Source organism: Bradyrhizobium ganzhouense, from assembly GCF_049949285.1.
GTDB classification, from domain to species: Bacteria; Pseudomonadota; Alphaproteobacteria; order Rhizobiales; family Xanthobacteraceae; genus Bradyrhizobium; species Bradyrhizobium ganzhouense.
Genome location: NZ_CP181318.1, coordinates 4,846,529 through 4,865,378, shown reverse-complemented (window position 1 = coordinate 4,865,378; position 18,850 = coordinate 4,846,529). Strand labels below are relative to the sequence as shown.

Below are 18,850 nucleotides of genomic sequence, written 5' to 3'. Positions count from 1 at the left end.
AACCCGAGAGGTAAAATCGGCTTCAGATTTCAGCAAGGGCTGGGACATCCGGGGGCGACGTCCATGAGCGAATTGCGCGCTGCGGCCAGGCAATCCACGGCGAGGACCGGGATCATCGAATTCGAAGGCGCCAGGGGCAACGTGAGCATCCCCTGCACCATCGCTGATGTCTCCGGCACGGGCGCACGGCTGAAGCTCGACTGGTCGCTGGCGTTTCCCAAGGAGGCCACGCTGGTCTTTGCCGACGGCTTGCGAAAGACCTGCCGCGTGGCCTGGCAGAAGCGGCGGCTGCTCGGCGTTGCGTTCGCCGATGGTGTCGCGAGCGCAGACGAGCAGGCCCTCATGATGACCGAGGAAGAACAGGCCCTGCACCGGCGGCATATTGGCGCCCAGGTCAAAGGCGCGCGCGAGGCGCGTGGCTATACCGAGGCCCAGATTGCGAACCTCGTCGGCGTCTCGCCCGAATTCGTCTCACGCGCCGAAAGCGGTGAAATCAGCATTCCTCTCCACCAGCTCACCCACATGGCCGATCTGCTGCTGGTCGATCTCGACAGTCTCGTGGCAGGCCCGGCGTCCAGCGACGTCGAACTGATGGCGGACTGAACGCACTGCCGTTGCAGGACTGCCCTGCTCTGCTGGTCCATGTGGGAAACGCCTTTCACCTGCTGTAAGCTTGCACCCGTATCAGTGTCGGCGAGGGAGATGATTGCATGGCGGAGCCCGGCTTCGGTCGGTTCATGAAGGACCACCGGGAGTTTTTCAACGCATTGGCCGATGAGGGATGGCGCTCGGTCCCTGGCTATATCGGGGTCGAGGAGAAAATCCTGTCCGGCCGCTTCGACCACCCCAGCCGGATGGGCGCGGTCACGCGGCTGTCGCGCTGGGCCGCCGGCGCCTCTGTGGAGCAGCCGGTTTCGCATGATTGGTGCGAGGAGGTCTTTCTGGTTTCGGGTACGTTGTCGATCGGCACCACGTCACAGGAGGCGCGCGTGCTGGAGGCCGGCACCTATGCCGTGAGGCCGGCCCATGTCGAGCATGGACCGTTCTTCACCCGCGATGGCTGCCTGATGATCGAGTTTCTCTACTATCCGCCGGTTGCCTAGCTCTTGTGGCAGCACGACCCGCTGCCGGCGTCCGTCTGTTGGCCTGAGAGCACGCTGCGGCTGTTGCGCTCCGGCGGGATATCGCCGGCGGCATTGGCCGCGAAGAAGCCGGTCGGCTTCAGCGTGAAACCGGCATATTCGACCGGCATGATCGGGAAATCCTCGGGCTTGCAGATATGGGTGTGGCCGAAGGAGTGCCACACCACGATGTCTGTGTTCTCGATGTTGCGGTTCTGGGCAGCGTAGCGCGGCAAACCGTCGCCGCCGGCATGGTTGTTGGGATAATCGCCGCTGGCGTACTTTTCGTCCCGATCGAATGCCGTGACCCAGACATGCTTGGTGGCAAAGCCGCCGCGCTTGCGCACATAGCTCCCCTCCTGCGCCAGCATCAGCGGGCTCGGATTGACGACGAGCTTGTAGGCGGGTGCATTGCCGACCGAATTGGTCTCGTTGGGATTGCTGATCTTCCAGAACCGGCCGGTCTCACCATTGGCGATGGCGGCAGCATCGCGTTCGCGTGAGAGAACGCGCGTCGTGGTGTCGAACGCGTTGCCGTGCGGATTGTCGTGCCCCCAGGGCCGCGGCACGAAATCGTGCTCGCTGACGGTGTTGCCGCCCCCGTCGAGATCCATGTGCAGGCGCACATTGAAGAAATGCTGGTGCGTCGGGCCGCCGAGATTGTCGTCGACCATTCCACCCCATTTGTACTTTTCGCCCGGCTGCACAGCGGCGGTCTGGATGATGCCGGTGAGTTTTGTTTCCAGTTGGATCGTGCCGTCCTGGTAGAGGTACCAGTAGAAGCCGTAATCGTAATTGCCGACGGTGGCGAAGAACGAGATCACGAGCCGCCGCGATCTGCGCACCTCGAACAGGCCGTTGCGGAACTCGTAGTGTTTCCAAGCAATTCCGTAGTCTTCTTCATGCATGCAGATGGCGTTCTGCATGACGAAGGGTTTTCCATTGTTGTCGGCGGCCGGCACGTCGAAATAATGGATGTTGCCCAGGCAGTCGCAGCCGAGCTCGAGCGCATTGGCGAGCATGCCGAGCCCGTATTCGCCGGCATCGAACGCGGACTTCCAGAAATGGTTCGCGGTCGGATCGGCGTAAGGCACCACCATCTCGGTGACACTGGCGCGATAGATCAGCGACCGCTTGCGCTCGCCGTCCTGATAGCCGAGCTGGTGCAGCACCAGCCCCTCGCGCGGCGTGAAGCCGACGCGAAAACTCCATTTCTGCCAGTCGACCTTCCAGCCATCGACCTTGAAGCTCGCGCCCTCCGGCTGCTCGATATGCAGCGGCTTGATATCGGTGCGTGGATTGGTGACCTCATGTGCGCCGTAATTCCGCTTCTTGCGCGGGATCGGCACGATCGGGTCTGCGTCGGTGAGGTCGATGACCTTGCCACCAATAAGATCGACGACGGCAACGACGCCCTCGATCGGATGCGCGTAGCCGTTGTCCTGAAGATGCTCGCGGAAGAAGCTGACGGCGCGGACGATGCGCGCGCCGCGTTCATACGCGAAATCGAAGAAGCCCGACGAGAATGGATCGACCTGGATCAGCTCGATATCCCTGTCGGTGAGGCCGCGCCGGTACATCGCCTTGAGCCAGCCGGGATCGGCCTTGACCACGGCCTCGCATTTGAAGAATTCCTCCAGCATCACTGACGGCTGGCCGTAGGGCGCTTCGCGGTTTGGAACGATCTTGCGGGCGACGATCTCATTGCGGGCAAGATCGACGATGTGCTCGAGCGCCTCGCCCGTCATCACGTCGAGCGTCAGTGCGAAGGCGCGGCGCCCTATTCCACCCGCGGCCAGTTCCTGCTTGGTCGGCTCTTCCAGCCGCACGGTCGGGAACCGGCAGTTCTCCGGCGAGGGCGCTGCGGCACGGACCAGGGCGCAGGCCGCGCTAATCTCGTCGGCCGTCAGCGGATCGAGCGGATGCGGCGTCGCGGTCTGCGCCTGCGATTGGACTTTGACAGCGTCGAGCATAGGTGTCTCCGAAAGTAATCAGCCGCAAAATGGGTTTAGCTTGAAGCGGCGGCAGGCTCGGTGCACCTCGCCCGCTTGCGGGAGAGGGAGCGCATCGAGTGCGCAGCGGGTAACCGGCATCACGCCTCAGCCAGATGCGCGGTGATGGCGCCGAAGGCCGCGAACCAGCGTTGATCGACCGGGACGTCCATCGCCTTGGGCTGCGTCGCGAGCTTGACGATGACAGTGTCCGAGTCGAGATCGACATAGAGGTGCTGGCCGTGGATGCCGATCGCGGTGAGCGCGTTGCGCGCCGGATCGATCGTGAACCATTTGCTGCGATAGCGCGCACCCGGGAAGAACTCGGCGAGGTCGCCGTCAGCCCAGGCCTTGGGGTCGCCGTTCTCGCGGATGTCGTCGATCCACCAGCCCGGCACCACCTGCCGTCCCTCCACCACGCCGCGATTGCGCATCATCTCGCCGAAGCGCAGCAGGTCACGCGCGGTGACCGAGATACCGCCGGCGAGGCGGCCCATGCCGTGGCTGTCGAGTGTGAGGGAGCCATCCTCCTCGGCGCCCAAGGGCTGCCAGAGATATTCGGAGAGGATGCGATGGTAGGGCATGCCGCAGGCACGCTCATAGACCCAGCCGAGTACCTCGGTGTTGGTCGAGACGTAATGGAACACCTTGCCATGCGGCTTGCCGGTGCCGCGGAGCGTGGCGAGATAGGCCCGCTGATGGCCAGGCTCGACGCCGGGCGGCGGCACGTCCCAGCCCGAGGAGAACCGATACCGCGCCACGTCCCCGGCGGGGTCCTCGTAATCTTCCTCGAATTGGATGGCGACCGCCATGTCGAGGAGATTGCGGACCGTGCAGGTACCATAGACCGAGGTCTCGAGCTCCGGCACGTAGCGCACCACCCTCGCCTCCGGATCGACCAGCCCGTGTGCGACCAGCACGCCGCCGAGCGTGCCGGCGATCGCCTTGCTGATCGAACAGATCAGATGCGGCGTGGTCACGCTCATGCCCTCGCCGTACCATTCGTGGATCAGCGTGCCCCGGTGCATGACGAGCAGCGCGTCCGCAAAGGTCTCGCGCAGCGTCGCCTCAATCGTGGTCGGCTTGCCGTCGGCCGCGGTGAAGCCGAGCTTTGCGAGCTCACGCGGCGCGCTCGAAATCGGCGTCGGACGCGCCGAGCGGCGGATATCGGCGGTCGGCAGCACTTCGCGAACGTGCGTGAAGCCCCAGCGGATGGCTGGAAAGCTGCGCCAGTTGGCGCGAGTGACCTGGGCCTCGGGCGCGGGCGGGCTGCCGCGCATGATCTCGGTCGGTCGCATCTCGATCCTCCGCAAGGCCATCCCGGCCCCGATGTCGGGGGCGGCAAGGATGGGAGATTGCGCTCGAACCGCTTCCAGCGTTATCGAGATCCGGCAATATTTGCCGGGGACGGCGGCGACCATCAGGATGGAGGCCCCGTCTAAGGATAGCTATCCCCGATACCCTTTCACCAGGAGCGCCGATGCCTCTCCCTTCGCAGAACGACTTAGATGGTAGGGAACGGCTCCGAGCCAGTTCGGCCGAGTTCCGAAAGGAAGTGATCGAGATCACCGATGGGATTTTCGTAGCGGTCGGATACTCCGCGAGCAACGTGACGCTCGTCAAGGGAACGGGTGGCTCGATCATTGTGGACACCTCGGCCAATCCGGTCGACGCGCGCGCCATAATTGAAGCTTTCGGTGACCGGATGGAGCGTCCGGTGCGCGCCATCATCTACACCCACAACCACCCAGACCATTCCGGCGGTGCCAAGGTGTTCGCTGGCGACGACGCTCCCGCGATATACAGCCACCAGACGCTGGTCGACGCAAAGCCAGAGTTCGGGCGCGGACCGCGGGGCGGCGGAGACGCCTTCGGCGTGAGCCTGCCAGACGAACTGTTCATCAATGCTGGCACCCAACTGGAGTACGGCCGGAAGACGCCGCATACCCGGGAGGGCTTCCTCCCTCCAACCCGCACCTTCAGCGGCGAGGAAGAAACGATTGAACTGGCCGGCATCCGCATGCGCCTCATCCACACTCCGGGAGAGTCCCCGGAGAACGTCGCCGTCTGGATCGCCAGCAAGAGCGTTCTCCTTCCGGGCGACGACTTCTACAAGTCGTACCCGAACCTCTCTCCGCTGCGCGGCCTTCGCCTGAGGCCCCCAGAAACGTGGATCTCCAGCCTCGACAAGATGATCGGACTGAACGCCGACTATCTCGTCCAGGGACATATGCGCCCAGTCCTCGGCAGGGACGAGGTTCGCCACGCTCTGACGGCTTATCGGGATGGCATCAAGATCGTCCTCGACCAAACCCTGGAGGGTATCAGACAGGGCAAGACACCGGACGAATTGGTACAGCAGGTGAAGCTGCCACCTGAACTGATGACGAGCCCCTATCTGCAAGAATACTATGGCAGCGTCGCTTGGACGGTTCGCGGCATCTACGCCGATTATGTTGGCTGGTTCGACGGCAACCCGACCAACATTTTCCCGCTTGCGCCCGTCGAGCAGGCGGCAAAGGTGATCGATATGGCCGGGGGCGTTGACGCCATGCTTGCCCGCGCTCGCCACGCTGTCGAAGGCGGCGAATTCCAATGGGCGGCCGAGTTGACCGACTACGTCCTGACCGTCGATGCGGCGAATGCCGCCGCTAGGAGGATCAAGGCAACCGCGCTGACTGAGCTTGGGGAGCGACAGGTCAACGCTACGGCCCGGAACTATTATCTCACCTCGGCGCAGTTCCTGCTGCGCACGTAGAGGGCCGGCTGGTTCGTTTACGAGGGTGAGGTGGGGACTTGAAAGACGGAGGTCTAACGTTCACCCTTCGGCGACTTCGCCCGATATCCGCTCTTCCGCGGTTGGGGATTGACCGGAGGTCGGCCAGTCCCCTTAATGAACACACGCCCTAGATCAGGACCGACGAATTTCGACGTGTTGCCATGGCCTTAAGCGTAACTCTTCCGATTCAAGACTCGGCTGCCAGCCTGCTCCAGGCGAGCAGCACCGATGTCGATCAGCACTGCGCCGCGCTCGGGCGCTGGCGGCTGAGCTACGACCAGATCAGTGCCGGCGCATTCACGGGCAGCTTTACCCAGCTCTCGCTGCCCCGCGTCGAAGTGTTCCGCGAGATCACCAGCCAGCAGGTCCGCCAATACGGCCAGCTCGGCGCCGATAGTTTTGGCATCGGCCTGCCCTGGCACGGCGACGGCGAGGTCAATTGCAACGGCGCCAGCGCGACCGGAGCCAAGGTCATTGCCTGCATCGACGCCGAAGTCGACATGTGCACGCCGAAGGCGTTCGAGCTCCGCGGCGTCGTCACCAGCGCGGCGCTGATCGAGCAGCTTGCCGCTCGCCTCAACATCGAGCTGCCGCGCGCGGTCTGGCACCAGTTGCGGGTGATGGAGACGGCGGAGGCGCCGGTCGCGCGGCTGCGCGCGCATCTGGCAGGGATCCAGGAGACCATCACGACCGCCCCCGAACGCTTCGGCGATCCGGCCGTCCGGCAGACGCTGGAGGATGCCCTCCTCGTCGAAATCATGGACATGCTGCCGACGGCGCGCCCTGCCGATCCCGGCCGCAGCGCCGTGGCGCGCAAGCGCACTGTGGATCGCGCCCGCGCGCTGATGCATGGCAGCGGCGACCGTTCGCTCTCGCTGCTGGAGGTCTGTAAGGAAGTCGGCGCCAGCCCGCGCAAGCTCGGCTATTGCTTCCAGGAAGTTCTCGGCACGAGCCCGATGCATTATTGGCGCGCGATGCGGCTCAACCGCGTGCGGCGTGACCTCAAGCGCGGCGTCGGGACGTCAGTCTATGACATCGCCGTGCAACACGGTCTCTGGCACTTCAGCCAGTTCTCACTCGACTACAAGCGCCACTTCTCCGAGCTTCCCTCGGAGACCTTGCGGCGCGCCAGACTGGCGGCTTGACCGGGATCAGCGGTGCCGCAGCCGACGGTTGACCCGGCGCGCCAGATAATCGCCCGCGCTCTGGACCAGCTGCACCAGCGCGATCAGCACGACCACGACGGCCAGCATCATCTCCGGCATGAAGCGTTGGTAGCCGTAGCGGATGCCGAGATCACCAAGCCCGCCGCCGCCGACGGCGCCGACCATTGCTGAGTAGCCGAGCAGGCTGACGACTGCGAGCGTCAGCGCCAGCAGCAGGCCGGGCAGCGCTTCGGGGATCAGCACCTTGAACACGATCTGGATCGGCGAGGCACCGAACGACGACGCAGTCTCGATCAGGCCGCCGTCAACCTCGCGGATTGCGGCCTCGACGAGGCGCGCAATGAACGGCGCCGACGCGATGGTCAGCGGCACGATCGCCGCGGTCGAGCCGATCGAGGTGCCGGCAATCAGCCGCGTAAACGGGATGATGGCGACGACCAGGATGATGAAGGGCGTCGAGCGCGTCGCATTGACGACGATGCCGAGCACGCGATTGACGGCGGGAGCCGCGAACAGCTCGCCCTTCCGGCTGGTGGCAAGGAAGACGCCGAGCGGCAGGCCGAACGCGGTGCCGAGCAGCGCCGCGACGCCGACCATGTACAGGCTCTCGAAGGTCGCCTGGACGATCAGGTTGATGAGTTCAGGCGACATAGCCGAGACGCTCCGCCGAGACTTGATATTGAGACAGCCAGGCCAGCGTGCGCGTTGCCGCGCCCTCGTCGCCGGGGATACCGAGCACCAGCGATCCCACATGCTGGCCGCCGATCTCGTCAATGCGCGCCGACAGCAGCGAGACGTCGAGGCCGAGCTCGCGGGCAAGCCGCGCGATCAGCGTGTCGCCGGCCCCTGCCCCGCGCACCTGGACGCGGATCACGGCGTGGCTGCCCGGCTGCTGCACGATCCGGCTGGCCAGCGAAACCGGCAGGCTATCGCCGGTCACCTCGGCCAGGAAGGATTGCGTGATCGGATGCTTCGGGTGGGTGAAGATATCAGCGACGTGGCCGCTCTCGACGACATGGCCGGCATCCAGCACGACGACTTCCTTGGCCAGCTGGCGCACCACGGACATTTCATGGGTGATAAGCACGATAGTCACCCCGAGCTCGCGGTTGATGTTGGCGAGCAGATCGAGGATGGCGCGCGTGGTCTGCGGATCGAGCGCGGAGGTCGCCTCGTCCGACAGCAGCACGCTCGGCCGCGTTGCCAAAGCGCGAGCAATGCCGACGCGCTGCTTCTGGCCGCCGGAGAGCTCTGAGGGGTAACGGTCGTGCTTGTCGGCGATGCCGACGAGGTCGAGCAGCTCGGCCACGCGCGCCTTGATGTCGGCCTTGGACCAGCCTGCGATTTCCAGCGGCAGCGCAATGTTGTTGGCGGCGGTGCGCGACGACAGCAGGTTGAAATGCTGGAAGATCATGCCGATCGAGCGCTGCGCGAGCCGCAACTCACGGCCGGTGAGCGCCGAGATATCCTTGTTATCGACAACCACGCGGCCCGTGTTGGGCTTCTCCAGCCCGTTGATCAACCGAACCAGGCTCGACTTGCCGGCGCCGGAGCGGCCGATCACGCCGGTGATGGAACCGCGCGCGATCGCGAAGTCGATGCCCTGCAGCGCGTTGACGCCGGGCTTGCCGCGATAGGCCGGATAGGTCTTCGAGATGTTCTCGAACCGAACCATGGCCTCTGGCTCAGCCGCGGCGTCTCCGATTTTGACGGGCTCTCCGATCACCAGCGATGCGTGCGCATTCATGGAAGCGGCTTTCATGCACGATATCTAGTTCGCCCGCCGGAAAGGCGCACGAGAACCAAGCCGCTTTCCAAGCGACGGAGGGTGGAACAATGGCAGGGCGCCGAACGGCGACGCTGCACTGCAGCACACCATCGCCTTTTCAGGTCTTTCTTGCAATTTCAGATATTTGCGAGGAGTTGGGCGAAGTTTTCCCGATCCCTCGCCTTGGAAGAAAATTCATCTGCCGGGGTGTCTGCCTGCGGCCGGGCTTACCGGACCATTGCTAGCCAGGGCAGCACGATCAGCAGCAGCCCGGCGAAATACAGCACCCCGAAGATCAGGCCAAAACCCCAGAACTGCCCCTTCCCGATATAGCCACTGCCGTAATACATCGGCGCCGGCCCTGTGGCGTAAGGCGAGATCACGCCCATCAGGCCGAGCGAATACATGCAGAGCGCAGCGAGCGTCGGGACCGGCAGATCGGGTATGCCGGAACCGACCGCGAGCACGACCGGCAACACGGCCGCCGCATGCGAGGTGATGCTCGAGAAGAAATAGTGGATCCAGAAGAACAGCGCGACCAGAAGGATCATCGCGGTCGACGGCGAGAGTCCTGAGAGCGGTTTAGCGAATTCGTTGGCGAACCATTTGATGAAGCCGATCTCGTTCAATCCCGAGGCCAAGGTCAACAGCGAGGTGAAATAGAAGAACACCTCCCAGGCGCCCCTCTCGCTGACGATGTCGGCGAACTCGATCACGCCGGTGACCAGCATCAGCGAGATCACGATGAAGACGACGGTGGTGGCGTTGACGAAGTTCGAGCCGAGCAAGGGCACGTGAATGTCCGGGCTCGAGCCCGCGATCCACAGGAACATCGCGAGGATGATCAGCGCCAGCATGATCCACTCGTTGCGCGACATCGGGCCCATCTCCGCGAGCTCCTTCGCGGCCCAATCGGAGATTTCCGGGCTGTGCTTCACCTCCGGTCGGCAGATCGCGTAACTGAGCAGCGGAACAATGATCATTAGCAGCAGGCCGAGCGGTGCGAAGCCGATGAACCACTGGCCCCAGCTCACATCGACGCCGACCGTCTTCTTGGCGATCGCGAGCGCCGCCGCGTTCGGCGCGAGCGCTGTAAAGAACAGCGAGCTTGTGATCGCGGTCGCCGCGAATGCGGTCCACATCACATAGGTGCCGATCTTGCCGGCGGTCGGCCCCGGCTCGGAGCCGTAGATGCGCGGAATGTTGCTGATGATGGGATAGACGATGCCGCCGCTGCGCGCGGTGTTGGACGGCGTCGCGGGTGCGAGCAGGAAGTCCGACATCGCGACCGCATAGCCGAGGCCGAGCGTGTTGCGCCCCAGGCGCCGCACCAGCACCAGCGCAATGCGCCGGCCAAGCTGGCTCTTGCGATAGCCGATCGAGAACACGAAGGCGCCGACGATCAGCCACACCGTGCTCTCGGCAAAGCCCGCCAGCATCCAACGCAGCGATTTGTTGGGATCGGCATCGATATAGCCGCCGACGCCCGCGACCGTCAGCCCGATCAGGCCGACCGCACCGACCGGCATCGATTCCAGGATCAGCCCGGTGATGACGGCCGCGAACACGGCAAAATAGTGCCACTGATTGACGTTGAGACCCGCCGGCGCCGGCCACAGATAGATCGCCAGCCATACCACCAGCGGCGCGATCAGCTTCCAGCGAAACCCCTTCGCTTCGGGCGCCTGCGTGTTGGCGGTCATGAGCCCTCCCCCTCGATTGTCATCGCATCTGGCCGGCCCGTTGTCCGAGCCGTTCCTGTCCCAGCCGCGGCGTATACGGACTGTCCGAGGCGCGATCAATGGCCTCGGGTGCGTTCTATCGTCCCTTGAACCGGGGCTTGCGGCGGCTGAGGAACGCCTCGACGCCCTCCTTATGATCTTCGCTGAGGCTCGCCAGCGCGAACTGGTCGACATCCATGTGGCTGGCAAGGTCATCGAGCGCATGCGCGAGCCGGTTGACGGTCAGCTTGGTCATGGCGACCGAGAGCGGCGGCTGCGCGGCCACCTTGCGGGCGAGCTCCATGGCAGCATCGAAGGAGCGGCCGGGGTCGACGACCTGCTCGACTAGGCCCCATTGATAGGCCTCATCGGCGCTGATGCGCTCGTCGGCCAGGATCACCGCCTGCTTGGTGCGGGCAGGTCCAATCAGATGCAGCATGCGCGGGATGCTCTGCCAGCTCATGTTCATGCCGAGCCCGATCTCTGGCACGCGCAAATGCGCGTCACTGCCCATGATTCGAAAGTCGAGCGCGACCGCAAGCGCCACGCCGCCGCCGACGCAAAAGCCTTCGATCGCCGCGATCGTGATCTGCTCCATCTCCTGCCAGGCATGCGTGAGCCGCGGCCCGAGCTTGAGATGCCGCCGCAGCGTGCCGAGGTCCATCTCCTTGCGCGAACGCCCTTCGGCGTCCTTCAAATCAAAGCCGGCGCTGAATGCACCGGCATTGCCGGTCAGCACCACGACGGACGTCGTCGCATCATCCTCGAAGCTGCGCGCGGCCGCGGTGAGCTGGCGCATCGCCTCCGGCGACAAGGCGTTGATGCCGTCATGACGGTCGAACCGCACGATGGCAATCCGCCCCTCGGCCCCGAGTCCCTTCTCGATCTTGACGAAGTCTTTCACGGGGCGTCTCCGAAGCTGATTTTCGCCTGATCGTAGCGCACAAACGGCGTCACGAATACGTGGCTGGATAGCGCTGCAACGAAGGCTCGACACGCAGGGAAAACTTCGCCTATCTTCCGCGTCATGAGCCACGATCATGATCACGACCACCACCATCATCACCACGACCACGATCATTCGGAATTGTCGGAGACCGAGCTGCGCGTGCGCGCACTCGAGACGATTCTGACCGAAAAAGGCTATGTCGAGGCGGCAGCGCTCGACGCCATCATCCAGGCCTATGAGACCAAGATCGGCCCGCATAGCGGCGCGCGCGTCGTGGCCAAGGCCTGGACCGATCCCGCGTTCAAGAAGGCGCTGCTGGAGGACGGCAGCAAGGCCATCGGCACGCTCGGCCATGTCAGCCGCGTCGGCGACCATCTCGTCGTGGTCGAGAATACCCCTGAGCGTCACAACATGGTCGTGTGCACGCTGTGCTCCTGCTACCCTTGGGAAATGCTCGGGCTGCCGCCGGTCTGGTACAAGGCCTCGCCCTACCGCTCGCGCGCGGTGAAAGACCCGCGTGGCGTGCTCGCTGATTTCGACGTGACGCTGCCGAAGGACATGGAAATCCGGGTCTGGGATTCCACGGCAGAGACGCGCTTCCTGGTGCTGCCGATGCGCCCCGCAGGCACGGACGGCTGGAGCGAGGGGCAGCTCGCCGACCTCGTCACGCGAGACTCGATGATCGGTACCGGTTTTCCCAAAACGCCGGGAGCGCCGTTGTGAACGGCGTCCATGACATGGGCGGCATGGACGGGTTCGGCAAGGTCAAGCCCGAGCCCAACGAGCCGGTGTTCCACGCGAAGTGGGAGGGCCGCGTGCTGGCCATGGTGCGCGCAATGGGCGCGACCGGGGCCTTCAACATCGACACCTCGCGCTTCTATCGCGAGACGCTGCCGCCGCATGTCTATCTCTCGAGCTCCTACTACAAGAAATGGTTCCTCGGGCTCGAGGAGATGCTGATCGAGAAGGGCTACCTCACCCGAGAGGAAGTCGCCGCTGGCCGTGCGGCGAAGCCCGGAAAGGCGCTTAAGCACGGCAAGTTCGACCTCGCCAACGTCGAGCGCGTGATGGTGCGCGGCAAATTCGCTCGCCCAGCGCCCGCGCCCACCAAGTTCAACATCGGCGACCGCGTCCGCGCCAAGAATATCCATCCCACCACGCACACGCGGCTGCCGCGCTATGTGCGCGGCCGTGCCGGTGTGGTCGAGCTGAACCACGGCTGCCACGTGTTTCCGGACTCGGCGGCGATGGAGCTCGGCGAGAACCCGCAATGGCTCTATACGGTCGTGTTCGAAGGTCGTGATCTCTGGGGCGCGGATGGCGATCCGACCCTGAAGGTCTCGGTAGACGCGTTCGAGCCCTATCTGGACCCGGCCTGATGAGCAGCAGTGCCGCGGCCGCGACGGCGGCCATTTCGAGCATACCGCGCGATGACGATGGTCCGGTATTCCGCGCACCCTGGGAAGCGCATGCCTTCGCGATGGCGCTGACTTTGCATGACCGCGGCGTATTTACCTGGCCGGAATGGGCCGCAGCCCTGGCCTCCGAGATCAAGCGCGCGCAGGCGGCCGGCGACCCCGATACGGGCGAGACCTACTATCTGCACTGGCTCGCCACGCTGGAAGGGTTTGTCGCACGCAAGGGCGTCGCGTCGATGGACACGTTGCATCGCTATCGCGACGCCTGGGACCACGCAGCGGATCGCACGCCGCACGGCAAGCCGATCGAGCTGCTGGACGAGGATTTTCGGTAGACCTCCGTCATTGCGAGCGCAGCGAAGCAATCCAGACTCTTTCCGCGGAAAGAGTCTGGATTGCTTCGTCGCTTCGCTCCTCGCAATGACGGCACTACCTTCCCGCCACAAACTCCCGCCACCCCTTCGCCCGCAAATTGCACGCCGGACACTCCCCGCACCCGTATCCCCAATCATGCTGCGCGCCGCGTTCGCCGAGATAGCAGGTGTGCGACTGCTCCCGGATGAGATCGACGAGCCCCTCGCCGCCGAGATCATGCGCGAGTTTCCACGTCGCCGCCTTGTCGATCCACATCAGCGGTGTGTGCAGCTCGAAGGCTCTCGCCATGCCGAGCGAGAGCGCGGCCTGCATGGCGCGGATCGTGTCGTCGCGGCAATCGGGATAGCCGGAATAGTCGGTCTCGCACATGCCGCCGACGATGTGGGTGATGCCGCGCCGGTAGGCCAGCGCCGCGGCAAAAGTCAGGAACACCAGATTGCGGCCGGGCACAAAGGTGTTCGGCAAGCCATCGGCGCCCATCGCGATCGCGACGTCGCGGGTCAGCGCGGTGTCGGACACGGCCGCCAGCGTCGGGATCGACAGCGTATGGCTCTCGCCCAGCCTTGCGGCCCAATCGGCGCGCAAGCCTTTGATGCCGTCGAACAGCCGGTCGCGGCAATCGAGCTCGACGGCGTGGCGTTGTCCGTACGCGAACCCCAGCGTTTCAACGCGCGCGAAGCGGCTCAGCGCCCAGGCGAGGCAGGTGGTGGAATCCTGGCCGCCGGAAAACAGCACCAGCGCGGTTTGTGATGAAAATGCGTCACTCATGATCGCGCTTTAGCACCACGCGCATCGCCCGCCAATCGGTGGAAATCGGCGTGTTCCGGTTGTCGGCGCTGGGATCGGCGGCCCGCTTTTGGCATAAGGTTTGGGACCCAGGAGACTGCCCCGCAATGACCCCTTCCCGCGACATTTCCCGCCTGATCGAGATCATGGCGGCGCTGCGCACGCCAGTGACCGGCTGCCCCTGGGACCTCGAGCAGAATTTTGCGACCATCGCGCCCTACACGATCGAGGAAGCCCATGAAGTGGTCGACGCGATCGACCGCGGCGATCTCGACGATCTCCGCGAGGAGCTCGGCGACCTCCTGTTGCAGGTGGTGTTCCACGCCCAGATGGCTGAGGAGCAGAACGCCTTTGCCTTCGGCGACGTCGTCGAGGCCATCACGCGAAAAATGATCCGGCGCCATCCCCATGTCTTCGCCGACAAGGACGGCAATCTCGCCTCCTCCCACGTCAAGGAAGTCTGGGACCGTATCAAGGCCGAGGAGAAAGCCGAGCGCGCCGCGCGCCGGCCGCCGGACGCAACGCCAGCACACAAATCGCTGCTGTCGGGCGTCAAGGTCGGCCAGCCCGCGCTGACCCGCGCCATGGAGCTGCAACGCAAGGCCTCCACCGTCGGCTTTGACTGGAACGACCCGCGCGCAGTGCTGCAGAAGATCCGCGAGGAAGCGGACGAGATCGAGGCCGCGCTCGATCGCAACGACAAGCAGGAGATCGCGGAGGAAACCGGTGACCTCATGTTCGCGCTCGTGAACCTCGCCCGCCATGTCGACGCCGATCCGGAAGCTGCGCTACGCGCGACCAATGCAAAATTCGAGCGGCGCTTTGCCTATATCGAGCGGGCGCTGGAGGCGCAGGGGCGCACGCTGGAACAGGCGTCGCTGGCGGAGATGGATGCGCTGTGGAACGAGGCAAAGACAGCTACGTGATACGAGGATACGCGGTGGACATCAGGAAGGACGATCCGAAGGCGGCACACGTCGCCGACTTGCTGGCGCATCATCTGGAAGAACTGCGCAGCGTCATGGGCGAGCACGCGCAGGCACTCGACGCGAGCGGCCTATCAGCCCCGTCCGTGACGTTCTGGACCGCCTGGCAAGGCGACGTACTGGCTGGCTTCGGTGCGCTGAAGCAGCTTGATGCGACACATGGCGAAGTGAAGTCGATGCGCGCAGCGCCGACCGCGCGGCGAACCGGAGCCGGGCGCACGATTCTGAACCACATCATTGCCGAGGGCCGCAGGCGCGGATATGCGCGCCTCAGCCTGGAGACCGGCACGGCGCCGCTGCACGAACCTGCCATCGCGCTCTACCGCAGCGCAGGCTTTGTCTCCTGCGAGCCGTTCGCCGACTATCAGGCCAGCCCGCACAACCAGTTCATGAGCCTCGATCTGTCAAATTGAGCCTCTTGGGTCCGTAGCCCCGATGGAGCGCAGCGCAATCCGGGGCACGTCGCGTCGTGATATCCCGGATTTCGCTGCGCTCCATCCGGGCTACGAAGGCTTACGCCGACAGGCGCGGCACGGCATCAAACCTGTTCACCACGATATCCCGCTTGGTCTCGTCCACCCGCACGGTCATATCAAAACGGCCGTCGTGCAGCTCTTTGGCCAGCACCTCGGAATTGCGGTGCAGCCAGGAGATGCCGGCGCCGTCGGCGGCGTCGATGGAGAGGTCGAGCGTGGTGCGTTTGGCGGCGAGCCGCTCCTCGATCGCGCTGAGCAGCGCGTCGATCCCCTCACCTGACACGGCGGAGACCAGCATGGCCGGATGATCTTCCGGCCTGCGGGCTGCGATGTTCAAAAGCTCTTCGCGCTGTTCGGCATCGTAACGGTCGATCTTGTTCCAGACCTCGATGATGCGGCCGGAATCATCCGGATTGATACCGAGCTGGCGCAGCACTGCGTCGACGTCGCTCTGCTGCGCTTCGGCATCCTCATGCGAGATGTCGCGCACATGCAGGATGACGTCGGCCTCCAGCACCTCTTCCAGTGTGGCGCGGAAGGCGGCGACGAGCTGCGTCGGCAGATTGGAGATGAAGCCGACGGTGTCCGACAACATCGCCTTGCCGCCATGCGGCAGCGTCAGCGCGCGCAAGGTGGGATCGAGCGTGGCGAACAGCATGTCGGCGGCCTGCACGTCGGCGCGGGTCAGGCGGTTGAACAGCGTCGACTTGCCGGCATTGGTGTAGCCGACCAGCGCGACCACGCGATACGGCACGCGCTGGCGGCCGGCGCGATGCAGCCGCCGCGTCGCCTGCACCTTCTTCAGCTCGCCCTCGAGCTTGGCGATGCGCTCCTGGATCAGGCGGCGGTCGGCCTCGATCTGTGTCTCGCCGGGACCGCCCATGAATCCAAAGCCGCCGCGCTGGCGCTCGAGATGGGTCCACGAGCGCACCAGGCGCGAGCGCTGGTAGTTGAGATGCGCAAGCTCGACCTGGAGCGAGCCTTCCTTGGTCTTGGCACGGCGGCCGAAGATTTCGAGAATGAGCCCGGTGCGGTCAAGCACCTTGGCATGCAATTCCTTCTCGAGATTGCGCTGCTGGATTGGCGCCAGCGCGCAATCCATCACCACGAGTTCGGCATCGAGGCTCTTGGCCAGCGCAGCGATCTCCTCGACCTTGCCCTTGCCGATGTAGGTCGCGGGCCGGATCTGGCTGATCGGCGCGATGATGGCATCGGCAACGACGAGATCAATCGCACGCGCGAGGCCGGCGGCTTCGTCGAGCCGGGCCTCCGCGTCGCGCTGGACGTAGCTCTCCGATTGCGCGTCGGCACCGCCTGCGCGCACTCGCAAATAGGGGCCGATGACAAGCACCCGCCCCGTCTGCTTAGCCCCAGCCGACCGCGGGCGGTCGGCCTCCCCGTCGAAATTCCGGGGTTCCAATCAGATCACTCTCAAGCCGGCTGATCCTCGCCGCCTTCGAACAGCTGGATCGGAGCGCCCGGCATAATGGTCGAGATCGCATGCTTGTAGACGAGCTGCGAGTGACCGTCGCGCCGAAGCAGCAAACAGAAATTGTCGAACCAGGTCACGATGCCCTGGAGCTTCACCCCGTTGACCAGAAAGATCGTCAGTGGCGTTTTGGTTTTGCGAACGTGATTGAGGAAGGTGTCCTGTAGGTTTTGTGCGCGGTCTGCCGCCATTGTTTTTTTCTCGCTTTGAGTTTCTTTTTATTGCGCCGGTCGTGACCCTGTTTTCGAAATTGAGGCCTTCTTCCGGTTGCCGTCCCTCATGAGATCCCCCTCGGAGGAACGGCAGGTCGATTAGAGGACAGGACGGGTTATTAGGCAAGCCGCTTGACGCGGCAGGGCCTGCTCGATTGCCCCGAAAAACTACGGAAATCGATGATTTCTCTCGCTTATCCCCGCGGTCTGGCCAAGGCGTCGGGGCGTTAGCCGACGCCGAGCGCCTTCAGTTTCCGGTGCAGAGCCGAACGTTCCATGCCAACAAACTCGGCCGTGCGAGAAATATTTCCTGAAAAACGGCTGATCTGGGCAATCAAATAGTCGCGCTCGAACACTTCGCGAGCTTCGCGCAGCGGCAGGCCCATGATGTGCTCGCCATTGTTGCTGGTGGGCATCGCCGGCACCATCGAGCCGACATCCTGTGGGAGCATATCTGCGGTGATGATCACCTCCGGTCCGCCAGCGGCCAGAATCATGACTCTCTCAACGTTGTTGCGGAGCTGACGTACATTGCCTGGCCAGACATGCGATTGCAGCACCGCCATCGCGTCCTGCCCGATCTGCCGCTTGGGAAGGCCGCTGCCGGCCGAGATCTGCTCCATGAAATAGTCGATCAGCTCGGGAATGTCCTCGCGACGCTCCGACAGCGCGGGCACGCGGATCGGCACCACCGAGAGTCGATGATAGAGGTCCTCGCGGAAATGGCCGGCCGCGATCTCTTCTTCGAGGTTGCGCGCGGTCGAGGAGATGATGCGGACATCGACCTGCACCTTGGCGGTGCCGCCAACGCGCTGGAACGACTGCTCGACCAGCACGCGCAGGATCTTGTTCTGGGTCTCGCGCGGCATGTCCGCGATCTCGTCGATGAACAGCGTGCCGCCGTGAGCCTCTTCGAGCGCGCCGGGCTTGCGCGGCTGCTCGCCGTTGGACTGTTCGACGCCGAACAGCTCGTGCTCCATGCGCTCGGGCGTGATCGCGGCGGCATTGATGACGACGAAGGGGCCATCGGCACGGCCAGAGGCCGTATGCAGCGTGCGCGCGGTCAACTCCTTGCCGGCGCCGGCGGGGCCGACGATCAGGATGCGGCTGTTGGCCTTCGCTGCGCGCTCGATGGTCTGGCGCAGCTGGTTCATGCTCGGCGAGCGGCCGACCAGCGAGCTTGCGCTCGGCGCGAGCTGTTTCAGCTCTTTCACCTCGCGCTTGAGCCGCGAGTTTTCCAGCGCGCGGTTGGCGACCAGGATGAGCCGGTCTGCCTTGAACGGCTTCTCGATGAAATCATAGGCCCCGCGCTTGATCGCGGCGACCGCGGTCTCGATGTTGCCGTGGCCGGAGATCATCACCACAGGCAGATCGGCATTGTCCTTCTTGACCTGCTCAAGCAGTTGCAAGCCGTCGAGCTTGGAGCCCTGCAGCCAGATGTCGAGGAATACGAGGTGCGGCCGGCGATTGGCGATTTCGGCCAGCGCCGAGTCGCTGTCGCGCGCCGTTCGCGTGACAAAACCCTCGTCCTCGAGGATGCCTGCAACGAGATCCCGAATATCGGCCTCATCATCGACAATCAGAATTTCACTTGCCATGGGTCGCGCCTGTCT

19 protein-coding genes are annotated in these 18,850 nt (G+C 64.4%); 9 read left to right on the top strand and 10 right to left on the bottom strand.

Annotated features, from left to right (window positions below; all coding sequences use genetic code 11):
- The first annotated feature begins 63 nt into the window (after positions 1–63).
- Together ACLFLU_RS22290 and ACLFLU_RS22285 are read left to right on the top strand one after the other, a co-directional pair.
- The gene (locus ACLFLU_RS22290; RefSeq protein ID WP_426407024.1) at positions 64–603 is read left to right on the top strand and encodes a helix-turn-helix domain-containing protein; all 540 of its coding nucleotides are present in this window, start codon (positions 64–66) and stop codon (positions 601–603) included.
- A 107-nt stretch (positions 604–710) separates the two neighbouring features.
- Positions 711–1,103, top strand: coding sequence for a cupin domain-containing protein (locus tag ACLFLU_RS22285; protein WP_426407023.1), 393 nt, complete (start codon positions 711–713; stop codon positions 1,101–1,103).
- Here ACLFLU_RS22285 and ACLFLU_RS22280 read toward each other — a convergent pair.
- Together ACLFLU_RS22280 and ACLFLU_RS22275 are read right to left on the bottom strand one after the other, a co-directional pair.
- Entirely contained in the window at positions 1,100–3,094 is a 1,995-nt protein-coding gene (locus ACLFLU_RS22280) for a primary-amine oxidase (protein ID WP_426407022.1), read from the bottom strand. The two genes, ACLFLU_RS22285 and ACLFLU_RS22280, sit on opposite strands and share 4 nt — an antisense overlap.
- Before the next feature lie 119 nt (positions 3,095–3,213).
- The gene (locus tag ACLFLU_RS22275) at positions 3,214–4,410 is read right to left on the bottom strand and encodes a serine hydrolase domain-containing protein (protein ID WP_426407021.1); all 1,197 of its coding nucleotides are present in this window, start codon (positions 4,408–4,410) and stop codon (positions 3,214–3,216) included.
- A 257-nt stretch (positions 4,411–4,667) separates the two neighbouring features.
- Between ACLFLU_RS22275 and ACLFLU_RS22270 the strand changes: the two genes are divergently transcribed.
- Positions 4,668–5,870 carry an alkyl sulfatase dimerization domain-containing protein gene (locus ACLFLU_RS22270; RefSeq protein ID WP_426407020.1) on the top strand — a complete coding sequence of 401 codons (1,203 nt, stop codon included), beginning with the start codon at positions 4,668–4,670 and terminating at the stop codon, positions 5,868–5,870.
- A gap of 182 nt (positions 5,871–6,052) precedes the next feature.
- Positions 6,053–7,036 (top strand): helix-turn-helix domain-containing protein, encoded by a 984-nt coding sequence (locus tag ACLFLU_RS22265; protein WP_426407019.1) that lies wholly within the window; start codon positions 6,053–6,055, stop codon positions 7,034–7,036.
- A gap of 6 nt (positions 7,037–7,042) precedes the next feature.
- Here ACLFLU_RS22265 and ACLFLU_RS22260 read toward each other — a convergent pair whose 3' ends face one another.
- The 4 genes from ACLFLU_RS22260 to ACLFLU_RS22245 all read right to left on the bottom strand — a co-directional run bounded on the left by ACLFLU_RS22260 (position 7,043) and on the right by ACLFLU_RS22245 (position 11,450).
- Positions 7,043–7,708, bottom strand: a complete 666-nt coding sequence (locus tag ACLFLU_RS22260; RefSeq protein WP_426407018.1) for a methionine ABC transporter permease — start codon at positions 7,706–7,708, stop codon at positions 7,043–7,045.
- A complete protein-coding gene (locus ACLFLU_RS22255; RefSeq protein WP_426407017.1) occupies positions 7,698–8,819 on the bottom strand; it encodes a methionine ABC transporter ATP-binding protein in 1,122 nt (373 codons plus the stop codon). The genes ACLFLU_RS22260 and ACLFLU_RS22255 overlap by 11 nt, the downstream gene beginning before the upstream one ends.
- A gap of 233 nt (positions 8,820–9,052) precedes the next feature.
- Positions 9,053–10,528: a DASS family sodium-coupled anion symporter gene (locus tag ACLFLU_RS22250; RefSeq protein ID WP_426407016.1), complete on the bottom strand. Its 1,476-nt coding sequence runs from the start codon at positions 10,526–10,528 to the stop codon at positions 9,053–9,055.
- A gap of 115 nt (positions 10,529–10,643) precedes the next feature.
- Positions 10,644–11,450, bottom strand: coding sequence for an enoyl-CoA hydratase/isomerase family protein (locus ACLFLU_RS22245; protein ID WP_426407015.1), 807 nt, complete (start codon positions 11,448–11,450; stop codon positions 10,644–10,646).
- Positions 11,451–11,573: 123 nt separating this feature from the next.
- On the opposite strand from ACLFLU_RS22245, the gene nthA reads away from it, so the two are divergent.
- From nthA to ACLFLU_RS22230, 3 genes are read left to right on the top strand one after another with little or no spacing between them, the layout of a single operon-like run.
- The gene (nthA, locus tag ACLFLU_RS22240; protein ID WP_426407014.1) at positions 11,574–12,218 is read left to right on the top strand and encodes a nitrile hydratase subunit alpha; all 645 of its coding nucleotides are present in this window, start codon (positions 11,574–11,576) and stop codon (positions 12,216–12,218) included.
- Positions 12,215–12,874: a nitrile hydratase subunit beta gene (gene nthB / locus ACLFLU_RS22235; RefSeq protein WP_426407013.1), complete on the top strand. Its 660-nt coding sequence runs from the start codon at positions 12,215–12,217 to the stop codon at positions 12,872–12,874. Before nthA ends, nthB begins: the two co-directional genes overlap by 4 nt.
- On the top strand, positions 12,874–13,248 hold the full coding sequence (locus tag ACLFLU_RS22230) for a nitrile hydratase accessory protein (protein ID WP_426407012.1): 375 nt from the start codon (positions 12,874–12,876) through the stop codon (positions 13,246–13,248). Before nthB ends, ACLFLU_RS22230 begins: the two co-directional genes overlap by 1 nt.
- A gap of 94 nt (positions 13,249–13,342) precedes the next feature.
- Here ACLFLU_RS22230 and queC read toward each other — a convergent pair whose 3' ends face one another.
- Positions 13,343–14,056 (bottom strand): 7-cyano-7-deazaguanine synthase QueC, encoded by a 714-nt coding sequence (gene queC / locus ACLFLU_RS22225; protein WP_426407011.1) that lies wholly within the window; start codon positions 14,054–14,056, stop codon positions 13,343–13,345.
- A 125-nt stretch (positions 14,057–14,181) separates the two neighbouring features.
- On the opposite strand from queC, the gene mazG reads away from it, so the two are divergent.
- The gene (gene mazG, locus ACLFLU_RS22220) at positions 14,182–15,000 is read left to right on the top strand and encodes a nucleoside triphosphate pyrophosphohydrolase (RefSeq protein WP_426407010.1); all 819 of its coding nucleotides are present in this window, start codon (positions 14,182–14,184) and stop codon (positions 14,998–15,000) included.
- Positions 15,001–15,014: 14 nt separating this feature from the next.
- On the top strand, positions 15,015–15,473 hold the full coding sequence (locus ACLFLU_RS22215) for a GNAT family N-acetyltransferase (protein WP_426407009.1): 459 nt from the start codon (positions 15,015–15,017) through the stop codon (positions 15,471–15,473).
- Between the two features lie 100 nt (positions 15,474–15,573).
- Here the strand turns inward: ACLFLU_RS22215 and hflX are convergent, their stop codons facing one another.
- From hflX to ACLFLU_RS22200, 3 genes are all read right to left on the bottom strand, one after another.
- On the bottom strand, positions 15,574–16,956 hold the full coding sequence (gene hflX / locus ACLFLU_RS22210) for a GTPase HflX (RefSeq protein WP_426407008.1): 1,383 nt from the start codon (positions 16,954–16,956) through the stop codon (positions 15,574–15,576).
- Between the two features lie 11 nt (positions 16,957–16,967).
- Positions 16,968–17,216 (bottom strand): RNA chaperone Hfq, encoded by a 249-nt coding sequence (gene hfq / locus ACLFLU_RS22205; RefSeq protein WP_007591126.1) that lies wholly within the window; start codon positions 17,214–17,216, stop codon positions 16,968–16,970.
- 248 nt (positions 17,217–17,464) lie between these two features.
- Entirely contained in the window at positions 17,465–18,835 is a 1,371-nt protein-coding gene (locus ACLFLU_RS22200) for a sigma-54-dependent transcriptional regulator (RefSeq protein ID WP_426407007.1), read from the bottom strand.
- Positions 18,836–18,850 lie beyond the last annotated feature (15 nt).